Source organism: Streptomyces sp. NBC_01198 (assembly GCF_036010485.1).
Taxonomy (GTDB): domain Bacteria; phylum Actinomycetota; class Actinomycetes; order Streptomycetales; family Streptomycetaceae; genus Actinacidiphila.
The window spans coordinates 3132350-3154446 of record NZ_CP108568.1 but is presented as its reverse complement, the minus strand read 5'-3'; the positions used below and the strand labels follow the sequence as shown (position 1 = coordinate 3154446).

Annotated in this window: 25 protein-coding genes and 1 pseudogene; 23 read left to right on the top strand and 3 right to left on the bottom strand. The window is 71.2% G+C overall.

Annotated elements, in window-relative coordinates; all coding sequences use genetic code 11:
- Nucleotide 1 precedes the first annotated feature (1 nt).
- From rplR to truA, 15 genes are all read left to right on the top strand, one after another.
- The gene (rplR, locus tag OG702_RS13955) at nt 2-385 is read left to right on the top strand and encodes a 50S ribosomal protein L18 (RefSeq protein WP_327289204.1); all 384 of its coding nucleotides are present in this window, start codon (nt 2-4) and stop codon (nt 383-385) included.
- 43 nt (nt 386-428) lie between these two features.
- Nucleotides 429-1034 (top strand): 30S ribosomal protein S5, encoded by a 606-nt coding sequence (rpsE, locus tag OG702_RS13950; protein WP_031524774.1) that lies wholly within the window; start codon nt 429-431, stop codon nt 1032-1034.
- Nucleotides 1034-1216, top strand: a complete 183-nt coding sequence (gene rpmD / locus OG702_RS13945; protein WP_031524772.1) for a 50S ribosomal protein L30 — start codon at nt 1034-1036, stop codon at nt 1214-1216. Before rpsE ends, rpmD begins: the two co-directional genes overlap by 1 nt.
- Nucleotides 1217-1218: 2 nt before the next feature.
- On the top strand, nt 1219-1671 hold the full coding sequence (gene rplO, locus OG702_RS13940) for a 50S ribosomal protein L15 (protein ID WP_442814413.1): 453 nt from the start codon (nt 1219-1221) through the stop codon (nt 1669-1671).
- A gap of 191 nt (nt 1672-1862) precedes the next feature.
- Entirely contained in the window at nt 1863-3179 is a 1317-nt protein-coding gene (gene secY / locus OG702_RS13935; RefSeq protein WP_327289203.1) for a preprotein translocase subunit SecY, read from the top strand.
- Nucleotides 3179-3832 (top strand): adenylate kinase, encoded by a 654-nt coding sequence (locus tag OG702_RS13930; protein ID WP_327289202.1) that lies wholly within the window; start codon nt 3179-3181, stop codon nt 3830-3832. The genes secY and OG702_RS13930 overlap by 1 nt, the downstream gene beginning before the upstream one ends.
- Before the next feature lie 146 nt (nt 3833-3978).
- A complete protein-coding gene (gene map / locus OG702_RS13925) occupies nt 3979-4815 on the top strand; it encodes a type I methionyl aminopeptidase (protein WP_327289201.1) in 837 nt (278 codons plus the stop codon).
- A gap of 131 nt (nt 4816-4946) precedes the next feature.
- On the top strand, nt 4947-5168 hold the full coding sequence (gene infA, locus OG702_RS13920; protein WP_003956442.1) for a translation initiation factor IF-1: 222 nt from the start codon (nt 4947-4949) through the stop codon (nt 5166-5168).
- 29 nt (nt 5169-5197) lie between these two features.
- Nucleotides 5198-5311 (top strand): 50S ribosomal protein L36, encoded by a 114-nt coding sequence (rpmJ, locus tag OG702_RS13915; RefSeq protein WP_003956441.1) that lies wholly within the window; start codon nt 5198-5200, stop codon nt 5309-5311.
- Nucleotides 5312-5498: 187 nt separating this feature from the next.
- A complete protein-coding gene (gene rpsM / locus OG702_RS13910; RefSeq protein ID WP_327289200.1) occupies nt 5499-5879 on the top strand; it encodes a 30S ribosomal protein S13 in 381 nt (126 codons plus the stop codon).
- Nucleotides 5880-5947: 68 nt separating this feature from the next.
- Nucleotides 5948-6352 (top strand): 30S ribosomal protein S11, encoded by a 405-nt coding sequence (rpsK, locus tag OG702_RS13905; RefSeq protein WP_003956432.1) that lies wholly within the window; start codon nt 5948-5950, stop codon nt 6350-6352.
- Nucleotides 6353-6378: 26 nt separating this feature from the next.
- A complete protein-coding gene (rpsD, locus tag OG702_RS13900) occupies nt 6379-7005 on the top strand; it encodes a 30S ribosomal protein S4 (protein WP_327289199.1) in 627 nt (208 codons plus the stop codon).
- A 117-nt stretch (nt 7006-7122) separates the two neighbouring features.
- A complete protein-coding gene (locus tag OG702_RS13895; RefSeq protein WP_033177813.1) occupies nt 7123-8145 on the top strand; it encodes a DNA-directed RNA polymerase subunit alpha in 1023 nt (340 codons plus the stop codon).
- Between the two features lie 118 nt (nt 8146-8263).
- Nucleotides 8264-8800 carry a 50S ribosomal protein L17 gene (gene rplQ / locus OG702_RS13890; protein WP_327289198.1) on the top strand — a complete coding sequence of 179 codons (537 nt, stop codon included), beginning with the start codon at nt 8264-8266 and terminating at the stop codon, nt 8798-8800.
- Nucleotides 8801-8885: 85 nt separating this feature from the next.
- The gene (truA, locus tag OG702_RS13885) at nt 8886-9728 is read left to right on the top strand and encodes a tRNA pseudouridine(38-40) synthase TruA (RefSeq protein ID WP_327289197.1); all 843 of its coding nucleotides are present in this window, start codon (nt 8886-8888) and stop codon (nt 9726-9728) included.
- Nucleotides 9729-10110: 382 nt separating this feature from the next.
- On the opposite strand, the gene OG702_RS13880 is transcribed toward truA, so the two are convergent.
- A complete protein-coding gene (locus OG702_RS13880; RefSeq protein WP_327289196.1) occupies nt 10111-11616 on the bottom strand; it encodes a hypothetical protein in 1506 nt (501 codons plus the stop codon).
- A 121-nt stretch (nt 11617-11737) separates the two neighbouring features.
- Between OG702_RS13880 and OG702_RS13875 the strand changes: the two genes are divergently transcribed.
- The 4 genes from OG702_RS13875 to glmM all read left to right on the top strand — a co-directional run bounded on the left by OG702_RS13875 (nt 11738) and on the right by glmM (nt 16268).
- Nucleotides 11738-13360, top strand: a complete 1623-nt coding sequence (locus OG702_RS13875; RefSeq protein ID WP_327289195.1) for an ABC-F family ATP-binding cassette domain-containing protein — start codon at nt 11738-11740, stop codon at nt 13358-13360.
- 284 nt (nt 13361-13644) lie between these two features.
- Nucleotides 13645-14088 carry a 50S ribosomal protein L13 gene (gene rplM, locus OG702_RS13870; RefSeq protein ID WP_251485194.1) on the top strand — a complete coding sequence of 148 codons (444 nt, stop codon included), beginning with the start codon at nt 13645-13647 and terminating at the stop codon, nt 14086-14088.
- Between the two features lie 39 nt (nt 14089-14127).
- The gene (gene rpsI, locus OG702_RS13865) at nt 14128-14643 is read left to right on the top strand and encodes a 30S ribosomal protein S9 (protein WP_073492440.1); all 516 of its coding nucleotides are present in this window, start codon (nt 14128-14130) and stop codon (nt 14641-14643) included.
- Nucleotides 14644-14909: 266 nt separating this feature from the next.
- Nucleotides 14910-16268 (top strand): phosphoglucosamine mutase, encoded by a 1359-nt coding sequence (gene glmM / locus OG702_RS13860; protein WP_327289194.1) that lies wholly within the window; start codon nt 14910-14912, stop codon nt 16266-16268.
- A gap of 62 nt (nt 16269-16330) precedes the next feature.
- Here the strand turns inward: glmM and coaA are convergent, their stop codons facing one another.
- The gene (gene coaA, locus OG702_RS13855; RefSeq protein ID WP_442814412.1) at nt 16331-17296 is read right to left on the bottom strand and encodes a type I pantothenate kinase; all 966 of its coding nucleotides are present in this window, start codon (nt 17294-17296) and stop codon (nt 16331-16333) included.
- A gap of 199 nt (nt 17297-17495) precedes the next feature.
- Between coaA and OG702_RS13850 the strand changes: the two genes are divergently transcribed.
- Together OG702_RS13850 and OG702_RS13845 are read left to right on the top strand one after the other, a co-directional pair.
- The gene (locus OG702_RS13850; protein ID WP_327289192.1) at nt 17496-17864 is read left to right on the top strand and encodes a holo-ACP synthase; all 369 of its coding nucleotides are present in this window, start codon (nt 17496-17498) and stop codon (nt 17862-17864) included.
- Nucleotides 17865-17932: 68 nt separating this feature from the next.
- Entirely contained in the window at nt 17933-19384 is a 1452-nt protein-coding gene (locus OG702_RS13845; protein ID WP_327289191.1) for an NAD(P)H-hydrate dehydratase, read from the top strand.
- A gap of 2 nt (nt 19385-19386) precedes the next feature.
- Here the strand turns inward: OG702_RS13845 and OG702_RS35605 are convergent.
- A pseudogene (locus tag OG702_RS35605) lies at nt 19387-19557 on the bottom strand (SUMF1/EgtB/PvdO family nonheme iron enzyme); the annotation flags it as partial.
- A gap of 143 nt (nt 19558-19700) precedes the next feature.
- Here OG702_RS35605 and alr point away from each other — a divergent pair.
- Nucleotides 19701-20843: an alanine racemase gene (alr, locus tag OG702_RS13835; protein WP_327289190.1), complete on the top strand. Its 1143-nt coding sequence runs from the start codon at nt 19701-19703 to the stop codon at nt 20841-20843.
- Nucleotides 20836-22044: an alpha/beta fold hydrolase gene (locus tag OG702_RS13830; RefSeq protein WP_327289189.1), complete on the top strand. Its 1209-nt coding sequence runs from the start codon at nt 20836-20838 to the stop codon at nt 22042-22044. The genes alr and OG702_RS13830 overlap by 8 nt, the downstream gene beginning before the upstream one ends.
- Nucleotides 22045-22097 lie beyond the last annotated feature (53 nt).

The window sequence follows — 22097 nt, the reverse complement described above, 5'->3', positions numbered from 1 at the left end:
CATGGCATACGGTGTCAAGATCGCCAAGGGCAAGGCTTACAAGAGCGCTGCGATCAAGCGTCGCCACATCCGGGTGCGCAAGCGCGTCTCCGGTACGACCGAGCGTCCGCGCCTGGTCGTGACCCGGTCCAACCGGGGCATCGTGGCGCAGGTCATCGACGACCTCGCGGGCCACACGCTCGCGTCGGCGTCGACCCTCGACGCGTCCATCCGCGGCGGCGAAGGCGACAAGAGCGCCAAGGCTAAGCAGGTCGGCCAGCTCGTGGCCGAGCGTGCGAAGGCCAAGGGCGTCGAGGCTGTCGTGTTCGACCGTGGCGGCAACCAGTACGCGGGGCGCATCGCCGCCCTGGCGGACGCCGCCCGCGAAGCCGGTCTGAAGTTCTAGCCCGGTTCCGTTTGCTAGCGGGAAACGAAGAGAGGTAATTCCAATGGCTGGACCCCAGCGCCGCGGAAGCGGTGCCGGTGGCGGCGAGCGACGGGACCGTAAGGACCGGCGGGACGGCGGCCAGCAGGCCGAGAAGACCGCCTATGTCGAGCGGGTCGTCGCGATCAATCGCGTCGCCAAGGTTGTGAAGGGTGGTCGTCGCTTCAGCTTCACCGCGCTGGTCGTGGTGGGCGACGGTGACGGCACCGTGGGTGTCGGCTACGGCAAGGCCAAGGAGGTGCCGGCCGCCATCGCCAAGGGTGTTGAGGAGGCCAAGAAGCACTTCTTCAAGGTCCCCCGTATCCAGGGCACCATCCCGCACCCGATCCAGGGCGAGAAGGCCGCGGGCGTCGTCCTGCTCAAGCCGGCTTCCCCCGGTACCGGTGTGATCGCCGGTGGCCCGGTGCGTGCCGTGCTGGAGTGCGCGGGCATCCACGACGTGCTGTCCAAGAGCCTCGGCTCGGACAACGCGATCAACATCGTGCACGCCACGGTCGCGGCGCTCCAGGGCCTGCAGCGGCCCGAGGAGATCGCGGCCCGCCGCGGTCTGCCGATCGAGGACGTCGCTCCCGCGGCCCTGCTGCGGGCCCGTGCCGGAGTGGGTGTGTGATGGCGCGTCTGAAGGTCACGCAGACCAAGTCCTACATCGGCAGCAAGCAGAACCACCGTGACACCCTGCGTTCGCTCGGGCTCAAGCGCCTGCACGACGTCGTGGTCAAGGAGGACCGCCCGGAGATCCGCGGCATGGTCCACACCGTCCGCCACCTCGTCACGGTCGAGGAGGTCGACTGATCATGGGTGACAACCCGATCAAGATCCACAACCTGCGTCCCGCCCCGGGAGCCAAGACCGCCAAGACCCGCGTGGGTCGCGGCGAGGCGTCCAAGGGCAAGACGGCCGGTCGTGGCACCAAGGGCACCAAGGCCCGCTACCAGGTTCCGGAGCGCTTCGAGGGCGGGCAGATGCCCCTCCACATGCGGCTCCCGAAGCTCAAGGGCTTCAAGAACCCGTTCCGCACCGAGTACCAGGTGGTCAACCTGGACAAGCTCGTGACCCTCTACCCCGAGGGTGGCGAAGTCACGGTGGCCGATCTGGTCGCCAAGGGTGCGGTCCGCAAGAACCAGCTCGTCAAGGTGCTCGGCGCCGGCGAGGTCTCCGTGGCGCTGCAGGTGACCGTTGACGCGGTCTCCGGTTCCGCCAAGGAGAAGATCGCCGCCGCCGGCGGCACCGTCACCGAGCTCGTCTGAGTCCGATGCGGAACACGACCGGGGACATCCAGAAACTTCTGGATGTCCCCGGTCGTTCGTTCCTGTGATTTTCCTTCCCTGGTTGGTCATTCCTTGAGGGGCCAGGTCGCCGGTAGGCTGGCCGACGCTGCTGTCGTCAGAAACCTCATAAACCGTCCTTCCGCCCTGGCGCGGGGGGTGCAGGAGGCACCGTGCTCACCGCGTTCGCACGGGCGTTCAGGACGCCCGACCTGCGCAAGAAGCTGCTGTTCACTCTGAGCATCGTGGTGGTCTACCGCCTCGGAGCCCATGTACCGGTGCCGGGCATCGACTACCACGTCGTCAACCAGTGCATCAAGGACACGAAGGGCAACAACAGCCTGTTCGGTCTGGTGAACATGTTCAGCGGCGGCGCGCTGCTGCAGCTGACCATCTTCGCGCTCGGGATCATGCCGTACATCACGGCGAGCATCATCCTCCAGCTGCTGACCGTGGTGATCCCACGCCTGGAGGCCCTCAAGAAGGAGGGCCAGGCGGGCACCACGAAGATCACGCAGTACACCCGGTATCTGACGGTCGCGCTGGCCGTGCTGCAGGGCACCGGCCTGGTCGCCACCGCCCGCTCCGGCAGCCTGTTCTCCGGCTGCAACAACGCCACCGGGATCGTGCCCAACCAGTCGATCTTCACGACCATCACCATGGTCACGACGATGACCGCGGGCACCGTGGTGATCATGTGGCTCGGCGAGCTGGTCACCGACAAGGGCATCGGCAACGGCATGTCCATCCTGATGTTCGTCTCCATCGCGGCCGGCTTCCCGGGCTCGCTGTGGGCGATCAAGGTCTCCGGCAAGATCGCCGGCGGCTGGGTGGAGTTCCTCGCCGTGCTGGCGGTCGGCCTGGCGATGGTGGGCCTGGTGGTCTTCGTCGAACAGGCACAGCGGCGTATCCCCGTGCAGTACGCCAAGCGCATGATCGGGCGGCGGTCGTACGGCGGCACGTCCACGTACATCCCGCTCAAGGTCAACCAGGCCGGTGTGATCCCGGTCATCTTCGCGTCGTCGCTGCTCTACATCCCGGCGCTGATCGTGCAGTTCTCCGGTTCGACCTCGGGCTGGGCCCAGTGGATCAGCCGGAACTTCACCAAGGGCGACCACCCGGTGTACATGGCCGCGTACTTCCTGCTGATCGTCTTCTTCGCCTTCTTCTACGTCGCGATCTCCTTCAACCCCGAAGAAGTCGCGGACAATATGAAGAAGTATGGTGGGTTCATTCCGGGCATCCGTGCCGGTCGCCCCACCGCCGAATACCTGAGTTACGTGCTGAACCGCATCACGTGGCCCGGGGCGCTGTACCTGGGGCTCATCGCTCTCGTGCCGACGGTCGCCATCGCGATCTTCAACGGCAGCAACGGCAACTTCCCACTCGGTGGTACCAGCATCCTGATCATCGTGGGTGTCGGTCTTGAGACGGTGAAGCAGATCGAGAGCCAGCTACAGCAGCGCAACTACGAAGGGTTCCTCCGCTGATGCGTATCGTCCTGGTCGGGCCGCCCGGCGCGGGCAAGGGGACGCAGGCCGCGTATCTGGCCGAGAACCTGTCGATCCCGCACATCTCCACGGGCGACCTGTTCCGCGCCAACATCAGCCAGGGCACCGAGCTGGGCAAGCAGGCCAAGGCCTACATGGACGCCGGCCGGCTCGTGCCGGACGAGGTCACCATCGGTATGGCGGAGGACCGGCTGCTGCAGCCGGACGCCGCACGTGGCTTCCTGCTGGACGGCTTCCCGCGCAACGTCGGCCAGGCGCAGGCGCTTGACGCCTTCCTGGCCAAGACGAAGGTGTCGCTGGACGCGGTCCTCGACCTGGAGGTCCCCGAGGAGGAGGTCGTCAAGCGGATCGCCGGCCGCCGGCTGTGCCGCAACGACGGCAGCCACGTCTTCCACGTCGAGTACAACCCGCCGGCCGACGACAACGTGTGCGACACCTGCGGCGGCGAGCTCTACCAGCGCTCGGACGACACCGAGGAAGCCGTCCGCATCCGGCTGGAGGAGTACCACAGCAAGACCGAGCCGATCATCGACTACTACAAGCAGCAGGGCCTGGTGCGGACGATCCCGGCCCTGGGCAAGGTGGCCGAGGTCACCCAGCGCGCGATGGACGCGCTGCAGCGCGAGGCCTGACCGGGCCCCGTCGCACGGCGGCGACAGCACAGCACAGCACGGCAGACGGCCGTGGTGCCCCCAGGGGTGCCACGGCCGTATCGTTGAACGGGCGCCGCGCCCGTCAGCGCCCGTACCACCCCGATTCGAGGAAGGCGTCAGCCGCAATGGTGGAGATCAAGACCCCGGAGCAGATCGCCACGATGCGGCGCGCCGGGCTGGTCGTCGCGGCGGTGCACGGGGCGACCCGCGCCGCGGCCGTCCCCGGTGCCACGACCAAGGACCTGGACGAGATCGCCGCCAAGGTCATCGCCGACCACGGCGCCAAGCCGAACTTCCTCGGCTACGGCGGCTTCCCCGGCACCATCTGCACCTCGGTCAACGATGTCGTGGTGCACGGCATCCCGGACCGCGAGACGGTGCTCAAGGACGGCGACATCATCGCCATCGACGCCGGCGCGATCGTGGACGGCTGGCACGGCGACGCGGCCTTCACCTGCTTCGTCGGCGGCGGTCACGCACCGGAGCTGATCGAGCTGAGCCGGGTGACCGAGGAGTCCATGTGGGCCGGCATCGCCGCCTTCCGCAAGGGCAACCGGCTGGAGGACATCTCCCGGGCCGTCGAGGGCTACATCCGCCGCCAGCCGCGCCCCGCGTCCGGCAAGTACGGCATCGTCGAGGACTACGGCGGCCACGGCATCGGCAGCGAGATGCACATGGACCCGCACCTGCTGAACTACGTCACCAAGAAGCGCGGCCGGGGCATCAAGCTGATCCCCGGGGTGTGCCTGGCGATCGAGCCGATGGTCACCCTCGGCACCCCGCACACCCACGTCCTGGACGACGAGTGGACGGTCAAGTCCGACGACGGCTCGTGGTCCTCGCACTGGGAGCACACCATCGCCCTGACCGAGGACGGCCCGCTGGTGCTCACCGCCCCGGACTGCGGCCGGGCCAAGCTCGCCGAGTACGGCATCACGGTGGCACCCGATCCCGCTGCGTAATGATCTTGCAGCGTGGGCATACACAGTGGATTCGTCTTTCCGGGAGCCGTGTCGTAGACTGACACGTCGGCTCTCGCATGTCTTCCGGCATGCCTGGAGCCGATCAAGGTAGCCGATCCCGAAAGCAGGACATGGCCAAAAAGCAAGGCGCCATCGAAATCGAGGGCACCGTGATCGAGTCTCTGCCGAACGCCATGTTCAAGGTGGAGCTGCAGAACGGTCACAAGGTCCTCGCGCACATCAGCGGCAAGATGCGGATGCACTACATCCGTATCCTTCCGGATGACCGGGTCGTCGTGGAGCTGTCTCCGTACGACCTGACGCGCGGACGGATCGTCTACCGATACAAGTAGATCTCAAGACCCGGAGAACCTGACATCCCATGAAGGTCAAGCCGAGCGTCAAGAAGATCTGCGACAAGTGCAAGGTGATCCGCCGCCACGGCCGGGTCATGGTCATCTGCGACAACCTGCGCCACAAGCAGCGCCAGGGCTGACGTACGACCTGCTCCTTCTGCACCGCCGCAGAGATTCGCGCGACGCACACACGTACATACGCAGTGCCCGTCCCCCGTATCGAGGGGACGACACCCCCGGCGGAGGCCGGGGACCCGTCCGGTACCTGACACGGCCGCCGGGAACCGGCGCTGCGGAAGACCTCCGACATCATCAGGAGCCACACACATGGCACGCCTTTCAGGCGTTGACCTCCCGCGCGAGAAGCGCGTGGAGATCGCCCTCACCTATGTCTTCGGCATCGGGCGTTCGCGCTCGCAGGACATCCTGAAGAACACCGGTGTGAACCCCGACGTCCGCGTGCGCGACCTTCCCGAGGAAGACCTCGTCAAGATCGCCAAGTGGGTCGACGACAACTACACGACCGAGGGTGACCTCCGTCGTTCGGTGCAGGCCGACATCCGCCGCAAGGTGGAGATCGGCTGCTACCAGGGTCTTCGTCACCGCCGCGGCCTGCCCGTCCACGGGCAGCGCACTCACACCAACGCCCGCACCCGCAAGGGCCCGCGTCGCGCCATCGCCGGCAAGAAGAAGCCGGGCAAGAAGTAGTCCTCAGCAGGACCCACCCAGCGGTCTTCGCCATAGGACCGACCACCTCCACCGGGAGAACGTGACACATGCCTCCTAAGGGCCGTCAGGGCGCAGCCAAGAAGGTGCGCCGCAAGGAAAAGAAGAACGTCGCTCACGGGCACGCCCACATCAAGAGCACGTTCAACAACACGATCGTCTCGATCACCGACCCCTCGGGCAACGTGATCTCCTGGGCCTCCGCCGGCCACGTCGGCTTCAAGGGCTCGCGCAAGTCCACCCCCTTCGCCGCGCAGATGGCCGCCGAGTCGGCCGCCCGCCGGGCGCAGGAGCACGGCATGCGCAAGGTTGACGTCTTCGTCAAGGGTCCCGGCTCCGGCCGCGAGACCGCGATCCGCTCCCTCCAGGCCACCGGCCTCGAGGTCGGCTCGATCCAGGACGTCACCCCGACCCCGCACAACGGCTGCCGCCCGCCGAAGCGCCGCCGCGTCTGACCAGCTGATACAGGAGAACTGAGACAATGGCGCGTTACACCGGGGCCGACTGCAAGCGATGCCGTCGGGAAAAGCAGAAGCTCTTCCTCAAGGGAGCCAAGTGCGAGAGCGCGAAGTGCCCGATCGAGATCCGTCCTTACCCCCCGGGTGAGCACGGACGCGGGCGCACCAAGGACAGCGAGTACCTGCTTCAGCTGCGTGAGAAGCAGAAGTGCGCGCGTATCTACGGTGTCCTCGAGAAGCAGTTCGTGAACTACTACAAGGAAGCGAACCAGAAGTCCGGCAAGACCGGTGAGAACCTGCTTCGCATCCTCGAGACCCGCCTCGACAACGTGGTCTACCGGGCCGGCTTCGCCAAGTCCCGCGACCACGCCCGTCAGCTGGTCCGTCACGGACACATCACCGTCAACGGCCGCAAGAACGACATTCCGTCGGCTCGCGTCGCTGTGAGTGACATCGTCGAGGTCCGCGAGTCGTCCCGCAACCTGACCCCGTTCGCGGTGGCGCAGGGCGAGGCCGGCGACAAGACCGTGCCGGCGTGGCTGGAAGCCAACGCGGGCAAGCTGCGGATCCTCGTGCACAGCCTGCCCGAGCGCCAGGTGATCGACACCCAGGTGCAGGAGCAGCTGATCGTCGAGCTCTACTCCAAGTAGCAGCTCGCTGGGCGGGCGGTACGGCAGCCGTTTCTCACGGTTTCGCCGTGCCGCCCGTACCCTCGTAGTACAGGGGGCGTCAAATAGCGGGCGCCCACGACAGAAGGACCCACGAAAATGCTGATTGCTCAGCGTCCCTCGTTGACCGAAGAGGTCGTCGACGAATTCCGCTCACGGTTCGTGATCGAGCCGCTTGAGCCGGGCTTCGGCTACACCCTCGGCAACTCCCTGCGCCGTACGCTCCTCTCCTCGATCCCGGGTGCCGCGGTCACCTCCATCCGGGTCGACGGCGTCCTGCACGAGTTCACCACCGTGCCGGGTGTCAAGGAGGACGTGACCGACGTCATCCTCAACATCAAGCAGCTGGTCGTCTCCTCCGAGCACGACGAGCCGGTCGTGATGTACCTGCGCAAGCAGGGCCCGGGTGTCGTCACCGCCGCCGACATCGCGCCCCCGGCCGGTGTCGAGGTGCACAATCCCGACCTGGTCCTGGCCACGCTGAACGCCAAGGGCAAGCTGGAGATGGAGCTGACCGTCGAGCGCGGTCGCGGCTACGTCTCCGCGGTGCAGAACAAGCAGCAGGGCCAGGAGATCGGCCGGATCCCGGTCGACTCCATCTACAGCCCGGTGCTCAAGGTCACCTACAAGGTCGAGGCGACCCGTGTCGAGCAGCGCACCGACTTCGACAAGCTGATCGTCGACGTCGAGACCAAGCAGGCCATGCGTCCCCGCGACGCCATGGCGTCGGCCGGCAAGACCCTGGTCGAGCTGTTCGGCCTGGCCCGCGAGCTCAACGTCGACGCCGAGGGCATCGACATGGGCCCGTCCCCGACGGACGCCGCCCTGGCCGCGGACCTGGCGCTGCCGATCGAGGAGCTGGAACTGACCGTCCGCTCCTACAACTGCCTCAAGCGTGAGGGCATCCACTCCGTGGGTGAGCTCGTCGCCCGCTCCGAGGCGGACCTGCTCGACATCCGGAACTTCGGTGCGAAGTCGATCGACGAGGTCAAGGCGAAGCTGGCCGGCATGGGCCTGGCCCTCAAGGACAGCCCGCCCGGATTCGACCCGACCGCCGCCGCCGACGCCTTCGGCGCCGACGACGACGTCGACGCCGGCTTCGTGGAGACCGAGCAGTACTGATCACTTCCGGCGGCACCCGGGGACTCCCCGGGTGCCGCCGGTGAACGAGCTGGCAGCCGCCAGTTCGCACTGACACCGGTACCTGACACGGCCGGTGCAGCGTAGAAGGAGAACGACCATGCCTCAGCCCGCCAAGGGTGCCCGTCTGGGCGGCAGCGCCGCGCACGAGAAGCTGCTCCTCGCGAACCTCGCGAAGTCGCTCTTCGAGCACGGCCGCATCACCACCACCGAGGCCAAGGCGCGCCGTCTGCGCCCGGTCGCGGAGCGCCTGATCACCAAGGCGAAGAAGGGCGACATGCACAACCGTCGCCAGGTGCTGCAGACCATCACGGACAAGAGCATCGTGCACACGCTCTTCACCGAGATCGGCCCGCGGTACGAGAACCGCCCGGGTGGCTACACCCGGATCACCAAGATCGGCCCCCGTCGTGGCGACAACGCCCCGATGGCGGTCATCGAGCTGGTCGAGGCCCTGACCGTGCAGCAGTCCGCTGTCGGTGAGGCCGAGGCCGCGACGAAGCGTTCCGCGAAGGACGCCGCGGGTGACGAGGCCCTGAGCGACCTCAAGAAGGACGAGGCCGCAGAGGACGCCAAGCCCGCTGGCGCGGACGCGGACGCCGAGGCCGAGGAGTCGGACGAGGCCAAGGACGCCTGAGGCGTCGGACTCTGTGTTCCACGGGCGGACCCGTACCCCCTCCGGGGTGCGGGTCCGTTCCGTTCCCCATGGTGAGGAGCTACCCGTGAGCGACGACGCGGCACCCGGTTTCGTCCGGGTCCGGCTGGACCTGGCATACGACGGGGCCGAATTCTCCGGCTGGGCCAAGCAGCGCAGCCGGCGCACCGTGCAGGGTGAGCTGGAGTCGGCGATCGCCACGGTGCTGCGGCTGCCCGAGCCGGTCGAGCTGACCGTGGCCGGCCGCACCGACGCCGGCGTCCACGCGCGCGGGCAGGTCGCACACGTCGACCTGCCGGAGGACGTCTGGGCCCTCGAACGCGACAAGCTGCGCAGGCGGCTCGCCGGGCGGCTGCCCTGGGACGTCCGCGTCTTCCGCGTCAGCGAGGCGCCGGCCGGCTTCAACGCCCGCTTCTCCGCGGTCTGGCGGCGCTACGCCTACCGGGTCGGCGACCACCCCGGCGGGGTGGACCCGCTGCTGCGCGGCCATGTGCTCTGGCACGACCGGCCGGTCGACGTCGACGCCATGAACGCCGCTGCCGAACTGCTCCTGGGGGAGCACGACTTCGCGGCCTACTGCAAGAAGCGCGAGGGCGCGACGACGATCCGCACGCTGCTCGACGTGCGCTGGTCGCGCGGCGCCGACGGTGTGGCCGTCGCCACGGTCAGGGCTGACGCCTTCTGCCACAACATGGTGCGGGCGCTGGTGGGGGCGATGATCCTGGTCGGCGACGGCCACCGGCCGGTGCCCTTCCCGGCGGAGGTCCTGGCCGGCCGGGTCCGCCACTCCGCGGTGAACGTCGTGCGCCCCCACGGCCTGACCCTGGAGGAGGTCGGCTACCCCGCCGACGCCCACCTCGCGGCCCGCAACCAGGCCGCCCGCAACCTCCGCACACTCGGCTGCGCCTAGCTTGTAGGTGGGGGTGCCACTTCCTGTTGCGTTCACAGTGCCGGTGCGTCGTTGTTGCGCGCGCAGTTCCCCGCGCCCCTGAAAAACGCTCACCCTCTCCGGCAGAGAGCCCCTGGCAGGGGCGCAATGCTGGGCGGAGGAGGAAACGCGCCCGAAGGGGCGCGGGGAACTGCGCGCTCAGCCGAGACGGTGGGAAAGATGCGACGCCACGGCAAGTGGCACCTACCCAGGGGCGCGGGGAACTGCGCGACCAGCCACGACGGCGCTGCAGGCGACCAGCCACCGCAAGTGGCAGCCCCCAGGGGCGCTCACCGGGACCGCGGGAAGGCAGCGTCGCCACCGCAAGGGGCAAGGGCCCCCCGGCCCGCGGGGTACGGCGGGGCTACTGCCGGCTCGGGTCCGCAGCGGCAGCGTCCTTGCCGCGCTGGACTATGCGGCCGAACGCGAAATCGGACGCGTCGTTGGCCGCCTGCTTCCCCACCGTGTCGTGGGCCGACAGCGTCGTACCGTTCTTGAAGCCCGCGATGCTGAAGTAGGCGTACCGGCCCACGGAGTTGGCCGTCATCTGGCAGCGCACAGCCCGGCAGAAGTCGGCGACGCCGCCGCCGCTGAGCGGGGCCAGGTATTGGTTGATGCCCGAGACCATCTTGGCGTGGGCGTCGTCGGGGAAGACCGCGACGCCGACCGTCACGACCAGGTCGCCCTGCGTGTAGGTCGCGCGGATCAGCTTCTGGCAGCCGTTGGCGGTGAGCGCCGTCGCGACCGCCTTCCTGGCGTTCTTCGCGCAGGACGTCGTGACGTCGGTCGTGGTCTTGGTGTAGGTGCGGCCACCGCTCTTCGTGGTGAACTGCTTGGTCGGGAAGAGGGCGTCCGGGGTGAGCGGCGCCTTGTCCTTGGCGGCGGTGTTGAGGTAGTCCAGCGGATTCACCGGCGGAGGCGGCGCCACGGAGGAGAAGGACGGCACCGGCGGCAGCGGCTGCTGGCCGGCCGTGGTGGACGTGGAGGCGGACGGTCCCGCGGACGTCTTGTCGTCGCTCTTGCCGGACATCACGACCGCAGTGGCCACGCCGCCGGCTATCACCGCGATGGCGACGATGCCGCCGGTGAGCATCAGGACGCGGCGCCGGCGCGCGCCGGTGGCCTCCTGCTGCTCGGCGAGCGCGTCCCAGTCCGGGGTGGGGGCTTCCGCGGTCTGCCGCGACCGCGACCGCGGCGGCCGTGCCGCAGGGCCGCCGGCGAACGGCACCTGCCCCTGCGGGCCCTGGGCCGCGTGCCGGGCGGGCGACTGGGCCTGCGGGGGCGGAGCGGCGTGCTGGGCCGGCGCGGGCTGCTGCGGGGCGGGTCGCGGCTGCTGCTGGGCCGGCGCCGGGGTGGGGGCCGGGGCCGGCGCCTGCGGCTGGGGCTGGGGCGCGTACTGCTGCGCCGGCTGACCGGCCTGCTGCTGCGGGGCCGCGTACTGCTGCTGGGCCGGCGCCTGCGGCGGTACGGACTGCTGCGGGCCGGCGTGCGGCTGCTGCTCGGCCGGGGGCTGCGGCTGCGCCGCGTACGGCGGCCCCGACCAGTTCTGGGCCGGGACGATCTGCGTCGCGGCGTCCGGGTGCGGGGTCTCCAGCGCCGGCTGCTGCGGGCCCTGGCCCCACGGTTCGCCCTGGGGGACCGCCTGGGTGGCCGCGTCGGCCTGCGGGGACCAGGCGGGGCCGGCCTCGGGGGCCTGCGGGGGCGGTGGGGACTGCCGGCGGAACTGCTGGCGCGGGTCGGAGTCGTGCTGGGACTGCGGGCGGGAGGGGATGACGCGTCCCTCCAGCACTTCGCGCTCGCCGGTACCTTCGGCGTCGGCGTTCGTGCGCGGTTCCTGCGGCGGCTGCTGCTGCCCGGGGCCATCGGTCATGTCGCGCATCATATTGCCGGTCCGGCCACCGGCCTACCGCGGGCCGTTACGGGCGGCAGGGACAAGGCCGTTCGGGGAAAACGGGTTGGGCGGGATCGGACCGCACGGGAGAATTCAGGTCATGGGACATGTGGAAGCAGCGCACCTGGAGTATTACCTGCCGGACGGGCGGGCGCTGCTCGGCGACGTCTCGTTCCGGGTCGGCGACGGCGCGGCCGTCGCGCTGGTCGGACCGAACGGCGCAGGCAAGACGACGCTGCTGCGGCTGATCTCCGGGGAGATCACGCCGCACGGCGGCGGGATCACCGTCAGCGGCGGCCTCGGCGTGATGCGGCAGTTCATCGGAAGCGTCCGGGACGATCGGACCGTACGCGACCTGCTGGTGTCGGTGGCGCACCCGAGGATCCGGGCGGCCGCCGAGGCGGTCGACGCGGCCGAGTTGGCGATCATGGCGCAGGACGACGAGCCGGCCCAGATGGCGTACGCGCACGCGCTCGGCGACTGGGCGGAGGCGCGCGGCTACGAGGCCGAGACGCTGTGGGACATGTGCACCATGGCGGCGCTCGGCGTCCCCTACGAGCGGGCGCAGTGGCGCGAGGTCAAGACGCTCTCCGGCGGCGAGCAGAAGCGGCTGGTGCTCGAAGCGCTGCTGCGCGGCCCCGACGAGGTGCTGCTGCTCGACGAGCCGGACAACTACCTGGACGTACCGGGCAAGCGCTGGCTGGAGGAGCAGATCGCGGCCACCCGGAAGACCGTGCTGTTCGTCAGCCACGACCGGGAGTTGCTGTCGCGTACCGCGGAGAAGATCGTCAGCGTGGAGACCGGGCCCGCCGGATCGACGACCTGGGTGCACGGCGGCGGCTTCGACACCTTCCACGAGGCCCGCAAGGAGCGCTTCGCGCGCTTCGAGGAGCTGCGGCGCCGCTGGGAGGAGGAGCACGCCAAGCTCAAGGCGATGGTGCTGCGGCTGCGCCAGCAGGCGGCGAACAGCCCCGACATGGCGTCGCGTTACCACGCGGCCCAGACCCGGCTGAAGCGTTTCGAGGACGCCGGCGCCCCGCAGGAGCCGCCGCGCGAGCAGGACATCAGCATGCGGCTCAAGGGCGGCCGCACCGGCATGCGCGCGGTGACCTGCGAGAAGCTGGAGCTGACCGGCCTGATGAAGCCGTTCGACCTGGAGGTCTTCTACGGCGAGCGGGTCGCGGTGCTCGGGTCCAACGGCTCGGGCAAGTCGCACTTCCTGCGGCTGCTGGCCGGTGACGGGAGCGTCGCGCACACGGGGACGTACAAACTGGGCGCCCGGGTGGTCGCCGGCCACTTCGCCCAGACCCACGCGCACCCGGAGCTGCGCGGCCGCCCGCTGGTGGACATCCTGTGGACCGAGCACGCCAGGGACCGCGGCCGCGCGATGTCGGTGCTGCGCCGCTACGAGCTGGAGCGGCAGGGCGACCAGCCCTTCGACAAGCTCTCCGGCGGCCAGCAGGCCCGCTTCCAGATCCTGCTGATGGAACTGGCCGGCACCACCGCGCTGCTGCTCGACGAGCCGACCGACAACCTGGACCTGGAGAGCGCGGAGGCACTGCAGGAGGGGCTGGAGTCCTACGACGGCACGGTGCTCGCCGTGACCCACGACCGCTGGTTCGCCCGCAGCTTCGACCGCTACCTGGTCTTCGGGTCCGACGGCCTGGTCCGGGAGACGACCGAGCCGGTGTGGGACGAGCGCCGGGTGGAGCGCCGGCGGTAACGGCCCCGACCCGTTGCCCGGCGCGGGAGGGACCCCGTTTTGACCCGTACGGCCCCGCACCGGTATTCTACGAGTTCGTTATGCGTATTGGCTTGCTCTATCTCACGTGAGGGGCCCTTACGCCGGTCCACCGGGCCGATGACCAGCGGCAGGCAGACGGGTTGCGTCCCCGTATGCGGCCACGGCTGTCGTGATCGTCCGGGTGGCCTTGTCAGGACCCTTCCCCACCGTCCTCGCGGCGGGTCAGGGGAAACCACTACTGAGAAGAAGCGAAGGCTACGACCGTGCGTACGTTCAGCCCCAAGCCCGGCGATGTCCAGCGCCAGTGGCACGTCATCGACGCGCAGGACGTTGTCCTGGGCCGTCTGGCCACTCAGGCCGCCACCCTCCTGCGGGGCAAGCACAAGCCCATCTACGCGCCCCACGTCGACACCGGCGACTTCGTCATCATCATCAACGCCGACAAGGTCCACCTCTCGGGTAACAAGCGGACCCAGAAGATGGCCTACCGCCACTCGGGTTACCCGGGCGGCCTGCGGTCGGTGCGGTATGACGAGCTGCTGGAGAAGAGCCCCGAGAAGGCCGTCGAGAAGGCCGTCAAGGGCATGCTCCCGAAGAACACCCTGGGCCGTCAGATGCTCTCGAAGCTGAAGGTCTACTCGGGCGACCAGCACCCGCACGCCGCCCAGCAGCCGGTGCCGTTCGAGATCACCCAGGTCGCGCAGTAGTTCCGGCCACCAGCTACCAGAAAGAACCTGAGGAGAATCGTGGCTGAGACCACTGCCGAGACCGTCATCGAGGGCGACGAGTCCTTCGAGGAGATCACCACCTTCGAGTCCGACGCCGTCGAGGGGGAGTACACCTCCGAGTCGCTCGCGTCGCGCTTCGGCGACCCGCAGCCGGCCGCCGGCACCGGCCGCCGCAAGCAGTCCATCGCCCGTGTCCGTATCGTTCCGGGCAGCGGGAAGTGGAAGATCAACGGCCGCACCCTTGAGGGCTACTTCCCGAACAAGGTGCACCAGCAGGAAGTCAACGAGCCCTTCAAGGTGCTCGAACTCGACAACCGCTACGACGTCATCGCCCGCATCAGCGGCGGCGGCATCTCGGGCCAGGCCGGTGCGCTGCGCCTCGGTGTCGCCCGCGCGCTGAACGAGGCCGACGTCGACAACAACCGCGGCCCGCTCAAGAAGGCCGGCTTCCTGACCCGTGACGACCGCGCGGTCGAGCGGAAGAAGGCCGGTCTGAAGAAGGCCCGCAAGGCGCCGCAGTTCAGCAAGCGCTAGTCGCAACCGGCACGCCGCTGCCGTTGCCGTTGCACAACGCCCCGGAGGCACACCATTGCCTCCGGGGCGTTCGCATGTGGCGCCGTGGTCGTATATCTGTGGTGATACGACTGGTACAACCAATGACAGGGCGCCAAACGTCAAGCATCAAGCAGGTGCGCACCCACCCCCGCGCACGCGGTCCCGGCGGCCGGCACCTGCGTACCTGAGTACGGCCGGGCACGGCCGAGACGGCAGAGCCGCCGTATCGCATCGGAGGACACACAGTGGGACGACTCTTCGGTACCGACGGGGTGCGTGGCATCGCCAACGCGGACCTCACCGCCGAGCTGGCGCTCGGCCTGTCGGTCGCGGCGGCACACGTACTCGCCGAGGCGGGCACCTTCGCCGGCCACCGCCCGGTCGCGGTGGTCGGGCGCGACCCCCGGGCGTCGGGCGAATTCCTGGAGGCCGCCGTCGTGGCCGGCCTCGCGAGCGCGGGCGTGGACGTCCTGCGGGTCGGTGTGCTGCCCACCCCGGCGGTGGCGTATCTCACCGGCGCGCTGGGCGCCGACCTCGGCGTGATGCTGTCCGCCAGCCACAACGCGATGCCGGACAACGGCGTCAAATTCCTGGCCCGCGGCGGCCACAAGCTGGACGACGACCTGGAAGACCGGATCGAGAAGATCTACGAGGAGCACCGCACCGGCGCCCCCTGGGTGCGGCCCACCGGCGCGGGCGTCGGCCGGGTCAAGGACTACGACGAGGGCTTCGACCAGTACGTCGCCCACCTGATCGGCGTGCTGCCCAACCGGCTCGACGGGCTCAAGGTCGTCCTGGACGAGGCGCACGGCGCCGCGTCCCGCGTGTCGCCCGAGGCCTTCTCGCGCGCCGGGGCCGAGGTCGTCACCATCGGCGCCCGCCCCGACGGCCTCAACATCAACGACGGCTGCGGCTCCACCCACCTGGACCTGCTGAAGGCGGCCGTCATAGAGCACGGCGCCGACTTCGGCATCGCGCACGACGGCGACGCCGACCGCTGCCTGGCAGTCGACGCGGCGGGCGAGGAGGTCGACGGCGACCAGATCCTGGCGATCCTGGCGCTGTCGCTGCGCGAGCGGGGCGAGCTGCGCGGCAACACCGTCGTCGGCACCGTGATGTCCAACCTGGGCTTCAAGCTCGCCATGGAGCGCGAGGGCATCACCCTGGTGGAGACCGCGGTCGGCGACCGCTACGTCCTGGAGTCGATGAAGGAGCACGGCTACGCGCTCGGCGGCGAGCAGTCCGGCCACGTCATCGTGCTCGACCACGCCACCACCGGCGACGGCACCCTGACCGGGCTGCTGCTCGCCGCCCGCGTCATGGCGACCGGCCGCCCGCTGGCCGACCTGGCCGCGGTCATGCAGCGGCTGCCGCAGGTGCTGATCAACGTCCCCGACGTCGACAAGAGCCGCGCCGGGACCGCGCCCGAGCTGATCGCCGCCGTCGCCGAGGCCGAGGAGGAGCTCGGCGCGACCGGCCGGGTGCTGCTGCGCCCCTCGGGCACGGAGCCGCTGGTCCGCGTCATGGTCGAGGCCGCCGACATCGACCACGCCAGGTCGGTCGCGGGGCGGCTCGCCGACGTGGTGAAGTCCTCGCTCGGCTGATCACCGCCACCTGGTGCGGCGCCGTGGACCACGGCGCCGCACCAGGGGTGTGCCGCGGGGCGTCACAGCTTGCGCAGGGAGAGCCGCCGCACCTTGTGGTCCTGGTTCTTGCGCAGGATCAGCGTGGCGCGGCTGCGGGTCGGCAGCACGTTCTCCTCAAGGTTGGGCCGGTTGACGGTCCGCCAGATCATCCGGGCGAAGTCGACCGCCTCGTCCTCGCCCACCTGGGTGTACTGCGTGAAGAACGAGTCGGGGTGCTGGAACGCGGTCTCCCGCAGCTTGCGGAACCGCCGCAGATACCACTGCTCGATGTCCTCGGTGCGCGCGTCGACGTAGACGCTGAAGTCGAAGTAGTCGGCGAGCCCGACCCTGGTGCGGCCGTCCTGCCCGGGCAGCGCGGGCTGCAGCACGTTCAGGCCCTCCACGATGAGGATGTCCGGCCGGTGCACGGTCAGCAGCTCGCCGGGGACGATGTCGTAGATGAGGTGCGAGTAGACCGGGGCGGTCACCTCGTCCTTGCCGGACTTCACGTCGGCGACGAAGCGGGTCAGGGCGCGCCGGTCGTAGGACTCGGGGAAGCCCTTGCGTGCCATCAGGCCGCGCCGCTCCAGCTCGGCGTTCGGCAGCAGGAAGCCGTCGGTGGTGACCAGCTCCACCCGGGGGTGCTCGGGCCAGCGCGCCAGCAGTGCCTGCAGGAGCCGCGCGGTGGTGGACTTGCCCACCGCCACGCTGCCGGCCACCCCTATCACGAACGGCGTGCCCGGCTGGGGGTCGCCGGCGGCGCCGGCCAGGAAGGTGTTCAGCGCCCCGCGCAGCCCGCTGTGCGCGGCCACGTACAGGTTCAGCAGCCGGGACAGCGGCAGGTAGACGTCCACCACCTCGTCCAGGTCGATGACATCCCCGAGCCCCCGCAGCCGCTCCACCTCCTCCGCGGTCAGCGGCAACGGAGTCCGATCCCGCAAGGCACTCCACTGCTCCCGGGTGAGATCGACAAACGGGCTGGCCGCTCCGACAGGCGTATTCGTCACACCCCCCATCCTCCCAACCCCCCACCCCCACGCAGGACCTCAGGGGCGCGGGGAACTGCGCGACAAGCCACGATGGCGCGGGAGCCGGCAACGCCTCAGCAAGTGGCACCCCCCTCGGCCCGCGAAAACCTAAGCTGACCCCCATGCATGGCAATGCAATTGGCGCGGCCCCCGCCGCATCCCCCCCGGCGGCAAGCCGATGATCATCGGCATCGGCATCGACGTCGCCGAAATCGACCGCTTCGCCGCCGCCCTGGACCGCACCCCCGGCCTCGCGGAGCGGCTGTTCACGCCCGCCGAACTCGTCCTCCCCTCCGGCGCCCCGCGCGGCTCCGCCTCCCTCGCGGCGCGCTTCGCCGCCAAGGAGGCGCTGGCCAAGTCGCTGGGCGCCCCGGCGGGGCTGAGCTGGCTGGACGCCGAGGTGACCACCGAGCCGTCGGGCCGCCCCCGGCTGACGGTGACCGGCACGGTCGCCGCCCGGGCCGCCGAACTGGGCGTCAGCAGCTGGCACCTGTCCCTCAGCCACGACGCGGGCGTCGCCTCCGCGGTGGTGGTCGCGGAGGGGTGAGCGGGGCCGGGGTGCCGCGGCGCCAGCCGGTACGTATCGTCGGGTGCAGGGCTACGGGAGGGTTCGCGATGAGGTACGCGCACACGGTGCAGGCCGTACGGGACGCGGAGGGCGCGCTGATGGCGCGGCTGCCGGAGGGCGCGCTGATGCAGCGCGCGGCCGCCGGGCTGGCCGCGGTCGGCGCGGACGTGCTCGGGCGGGTGTACGGCGCCAGGGTCGTCGTGCTCGCCGGCAGCGGCAGCAACGGCGGTGACGCGCTCTACGCCGCCGCCCGGCTCGCCCGGCGCGGCGCCGGCGTCACCGCGGTGCTGCTGTCGCCCGACCGGGCGCACACCGGCGGCCTGGCGGCGCTGCGGGCCGCGGGCGGCCGGGTCGCCGGCGCCGAGGACGGCCTGGCGGCCGTCGCCCGCGCCCACCTCGCCTACGACGGCATCGTCGGCATCGGCGGCAAGGGGGGCCTGCGCCCGCAGGCCGTGGAGCTGATGGCGGCCGCCTACGACGCCCGCGCCGCGGTCGTCGCCGTCGACCTGCCCAGCGGTGTGGACGCCGACACCGGCGAGGTCGCCGGGGACGCGGTCCGCGCCGACGTCACCGTCACCTTCGGCACGTACAAGCCCGGGCTGCTCATCGACCCGGCCGCCGGTCTCGCCGGCGCCCTGCGGCTCATCGACATCGGCCTGGACGCCGACCTGGGCGCGCCCGCGGTCGAGGCGCTGCAGCACGCCGACGTGGCCGCGGTGCTGCCGCGGCCGTCCGGCGAGAGCGACAAGTACCGGCGCGGTGTGGTCGGGGTCGTGGCCGGCTCCGACCGCTACCCGGGTGCGGCCGTGCTGGCCGTCTCCGGCGCCATCCGGGGCGGTGCCGGCGCGGTCCGCTACGTCGGCGGCGGCGCAGCCGCGGTGCTGGCCAGGCACCCCGAGACGCTGGTCTCCACCGGCTCCCCGCATGCCGCGGGCCGCGTCCAGGCCTGGGTGGTCGGCCCCGGCCTCGGCGACAGCGCGGACGCCAGGACCGCGGTCGCCGAGGTGCTGGCCGCCGACGTGCCCGTGCTGGTCGACGCGGACGGCCTCCGCCTGATGTCCCGTGACGCGGTCCTGGCGCGTACCGCCCCGACCGTCCTGACCCCGCACGCCGGGGAGGCCGCGGCGCTGCTGGGGCGCTCCCGCGAGAGCGTCGAGGCGGGCCGCCTCGCGGCGGTGCGGGAACTGGCCGCGGCCTTCGGGGCGACGGTGCTGCTCAAGGGCTCCACGACACTGGTGGCCTCGCCCGACGCCGCCGAGCCCGTCCGGGTCAACCCCACCGGTACGGCCTGGCTGGCCACCGCGGGCAGCGGCGACGTGCTGTCCGGGCTCACCGGCTCCCTGCTGGCCTCGTCCCTGGCCGCCCCGGCCGCCGCCTCGGTCGGCGCCTACCTGCACGGCCTGGCGGCCCGCCTGGCCGTGCAGGCAGGCGGGCCGCTCACGGCACTGGACGTGGCCGAGGCCGTACCCGCCGCCTGGCGCAGCGTCCACCCGGGCTGACGCCGGGTGCCCGACCAGGCGCAGTAGGCCGCCGCGTCGTGCCAGGAGACGTGGACGACCGGGTGCTGCTGGACGTCCAGGAAGCCCGAGCCCGGCCCCTGCGGCGCCCGCCAGCTTGCCCCGGCGACCGCCCGCCACCACGGGGTGCCGGGGACCGCGGGGGAGCGGGCCCGGGAGCCAGCGACGCCACCGCAAGGGGCACCCTGCCAGGGGCGCGGGGAACGGCGTGCTCAGCCACGACGGTGGGAAGCCGGCAACGCCACCGCAAGGTCGCGGGGAAGGGCAACCATGACCCGGGCCTGAGAGACTGGGCGGGATGAACGACATGACGAGCGGCCGCGCCTGGGCGCACATCGACCTCGGCGCCCTGCGGGGGAACGTCGCCGCCCTCCGGGCGAAAGCCCCGGACGCGGCCTTCATGGCCGTCGTGAAGGCCGACGCGTACGGCCACGGCATGGTGCCGTGCGCGCGGGCCGCGCTGGAGGGCGGCGCCACCTGGCTGGGCGTGGCCACGCCCGAGGAGGCGCTGGCGCTGCGTGCGGCCGGTGTCGGCGGCCGGGTGCTGTGCTGGCTGTGGACGCCGGGCGGCCCCTGGCGCGAGTGCGTCGAGGCCGACGTCGACGTGACGGTCAGCGCGCAATGGGCGCTGGAGGAGGCGGTCGCGGCGGCCCGGGCCGCCGACCGCACCGCGCGCGTACAGCTCAAGATCGACGCGGGCCTGGGCCGCAACGGCGCGCAGCCCGCGGAATGGCCCGCGCTGACCGCCGCGGCGCGGGCGGCGGAGAAGGCCGGCCTGATCCGCGTCACCGGCGTATGGGCGCACTTCTCGTGCGCCGACGAGCCCGGCCACCCCTCGATCGCCCGCGAACTCGGGGTGTTCCGCAGCGCGCTGGAGCAGGCGGCCGACGCCGGCCTGGACCCGGAAGTGCGGCACATCGCCAATTCGCCGGGCACACTGACGCTGCCCGAGTCGCATTTCGACCTGGTACGGCCCGGCGTGGCCATGTACGGCATCTCCCCGGTGCCCCAGGTCGGCGGGCCCGCGGACTTCGGGCTGCGCCCGGTGATGACGCTCGCCGCCCGGCTGGCGAGCGTCAAGTCGGTGCCGGGCGGCCACGGGGTCAGTTACGGCCACCGCTATGTGACGCCGGGTCCGACGACGCTTGCGCTGGTCCCGCTGGGGTACGCAGACGGTGTGCCGCGGCATGCGTCGGGCGCGGGCCCGGTGCTGGTGGCCGGGAAGTGGCGGACGGTGGCGGGACGGGTGGCGATGGACCAGTTCGTGGTGGACCTCGGCGGTGACGCCGCGGCGGCGGGGGACGAGGTGCTGCTGTTCGGCCCTGGCGACCGGGGCGAGCCGACGGCCGAGGACTGGGCGCGGGCCTGCGGCACGATCGCGTACGAGATCGTCGCGCGGATCGGCGGCCGGGTGCCGCGGGTCTACGGGGAGAGTGGCTGAGCAGGTGGGAGACGGGGTGAAGTGGGAGCGGGCCGGTCTGGTCGGCGCCGCGATCGGGGTGGTGGCGGCGGGCGCCGCCGCCGGCGTGGCGATCGAGCGGGTCACCGTCGGGCGGGGTGTACGCCGCAAGGCGCAGCTCGCGCTGGACGCGACCGGCCCGTACGGCAGCCTGCGCGGTACGGCGGGCACCGCGATCGCGGAGGACGGCACCGAGCTGTACTACGAGACCGAGGAGGCCGCGCCCCCGGAGCCGCCCGAGCCTGCCTCCCGCCGCGGCTGGCTGCGCGGCCGCAGGGGCACCGCCGTGGCGACGCTGCCGGTCACCGTGGTCTTCTCGCACGGCTACTGCCTCAACCAGGACTCCTGGCACTTCCAGCGGGCCGCCCTGCGCGGCACGGTCCGCGCGGTCTACTGGGACCAGCGCAGCCACGGCCGCAGCGAGCGCGGCCGCGACCAGGCCGCGGGTCGCCCGGTGACCATCGACCAGCTCGGCCGCGACCTGCGGGCCGTGCTGGACGCGGCGGTGCCCGAGGGCCCCGTCGTGCTGGTCGGGCACTCGATGGGCGGCATGACGCTGATGGCCTTCGCCGACCAGTACCCGGAGTACGTGCGCGAGCGGGTCGCCGGGGTCGGCTTCCTCTCGACCTCCTCGGGCAAGCTGGCCGCGGTCACCCTCGGGCTGCCCGCGGTCGGCGCGCGGGCCTTCCGGGCGGTCGCGCCGGGCCTGCTGAAGATCATGGGCAGCCAGGCGGAGCTGGTGGAGCGGGCACGGCGGGCCACCGCCGAGCTCTTCGCCGGGATCATCAAGCGCTACTCGTTCGGCTCTGACGTGGACCCCGCGGTGGGGCGGTTCGCCGAGCGGCTGATCGAGTCGACGCCGATCGACGTGGTGGCGGAGTTCTACCCGGCCTTCACCGAGCACGAGAAGGGCCACGCGCTCACCGTGCTCGACGGGCTGCCGGGGCTGGTCCTGGCCGGGGACAAGGACCTGCTGACGCCCAGCGCGCACAGCACCGAGATCGCCGAGAAGCTGCCGGAGGCCGAGCTGGTGATCGTGCCGGGCGCCGGGCACCTGGTGATATTCGAGCGGCCCGCGCTGGTGAACTCCGCCCTCGCGCTGCTCATCGCGCATGCCGCGGACTCGGTGCAGGCGCCGGTCGCCGACGGGCTGCGTGAGCTGGCGACGGCGGGGGAGCCGTAGCCGCCGCCCGTCTGCGGACGCCGGGTCGTACACCGGCGGGACGCGGCCGGCGG

Excerpts from the sequence above, each read along its gene's own strand:
- OG702_RS13875 (WP_327289195.1), top strand. The coding sequence starts at position 11,738 with ATGGGACATGTGGAAGCAGCGCACCTGGAGTATTACCTGCCGGACGGG.
- alr (WP_327289190.1), top strand. The coding sequence starts at position 19,701 with ATGAACGACATGACGAGCGGCCGCGCCTGGGCGCACATCGACCTCGGC.
- OG702_RS13845 (WP_327289191.1), top strand. The coding sequence starts at position 17,933 with ATGAGGTACGCGCACACGGTGCAGGCCGTACGGGACGCGGAGGGCGCG.
- rpsE (WP_031524774.1), top strand. The coding sequence starts at position 429 with ATGGCTGGACCCCAGCGCCGCGGAAGCGGTGCCGGTGGCGGCGAGCGA.
- rplR (WP_327289204.1), top strand. The coding sequence starts at position 2 with ATGGCATACGGTGTCAAGATCGCCAAGGGCAAGGCTTACAAGAGCGCT.
- OG702_RS13850 (WP_327289192.1), top strand. The coding sequence starts at position 17,496 with ATGATCATCGGCATCGGCATCGACGTCGCCGAAATCGACCGCTTCGCC.
- OG702_RS13895 (WP_033177813.1), top strand. The coding sequence starts at position 7,123 with ATGCTGATTGCTCAGCGTCCCTCGTTGACCGAAGAGGTCGTCGACGAA.
- OG702_RS13930 (WP_327289202.1), top strand. The coding sequence starts at position 3,179 with ATGCGTATCGTCCTGGTCGGGCCGCCCGGCGCGGGCAAGGGGACGCAG.
- map (WP_327289201.1), top strand. The coding sequence starts at position 3,979 with ATGGTGGAGATCAAGACCCCGGAGCAGATCGCCACGATGCGGCGCGCC.
- rpsK (WP_003956432.1), top strand. The coding sequence starts at position 5,948 with ATGCCTCCTAAGGGCCGTCAGGGCGCAGCCAAGAAGGTGCGCCGCAAG.
- rpmD (WP_031524772.1), top strand. The coding sequence starts at position 1,034 with ATGGCGCGTCTGAAGGTCACGCAGACCAAGTCCTACATCGGCAGCAAG.
- rpsD (WP_327289199.1), top strand. The coding sequence starts at position 6,379 with ATGGCGCGTTACACCGGGGCCGACTGCAAGCGATGCCGTCGGGAAAAG.
- rpsM (WP_327289200.1), top strand. The coding sequence starts at position 5,499 with ATGGCACGCCTTTCAGGCGTTGACCTCCCGCGCGAGAAGCGCGTGGAG.
- rplQ (WP_327289198.1), top strand. The coding sequence starts at position 8,264 with ATGCCTCAGCCCGCCAAGGGTGCCCGTCTGGGCGGCAGCGCCGCGCAC.
- rplO (WP_442814413.1), top strand. The coding sequence starts at position 1,219 with ATGGGTGACAACCCGATCAAGATCCACAACCTGCGTCCCGCCCCGGGA.
- infA (WP_003956442.1), top strand. The coding sequence starts at position 4,947 with ATGGCCAAAAAGCAAGGCGCCATCGAAATCGAGGGCACCGTGATCGAG.
- OG702_RS13880 (WP_327289196.1), bottom strand. The coding sequence starts at position 11,616 with ATGACCGATGGCCCCGGGCAGCAGCAGCCGCCGCAGGAACCGCGCACG.
- rpmJ (WP_003956441.1), top strand. The coding sequence starts at position 5,198 with ATGAAGGTCAAGCCGAGCGTCAAGAAGATCTGCGACAAGTGCAAGGTG.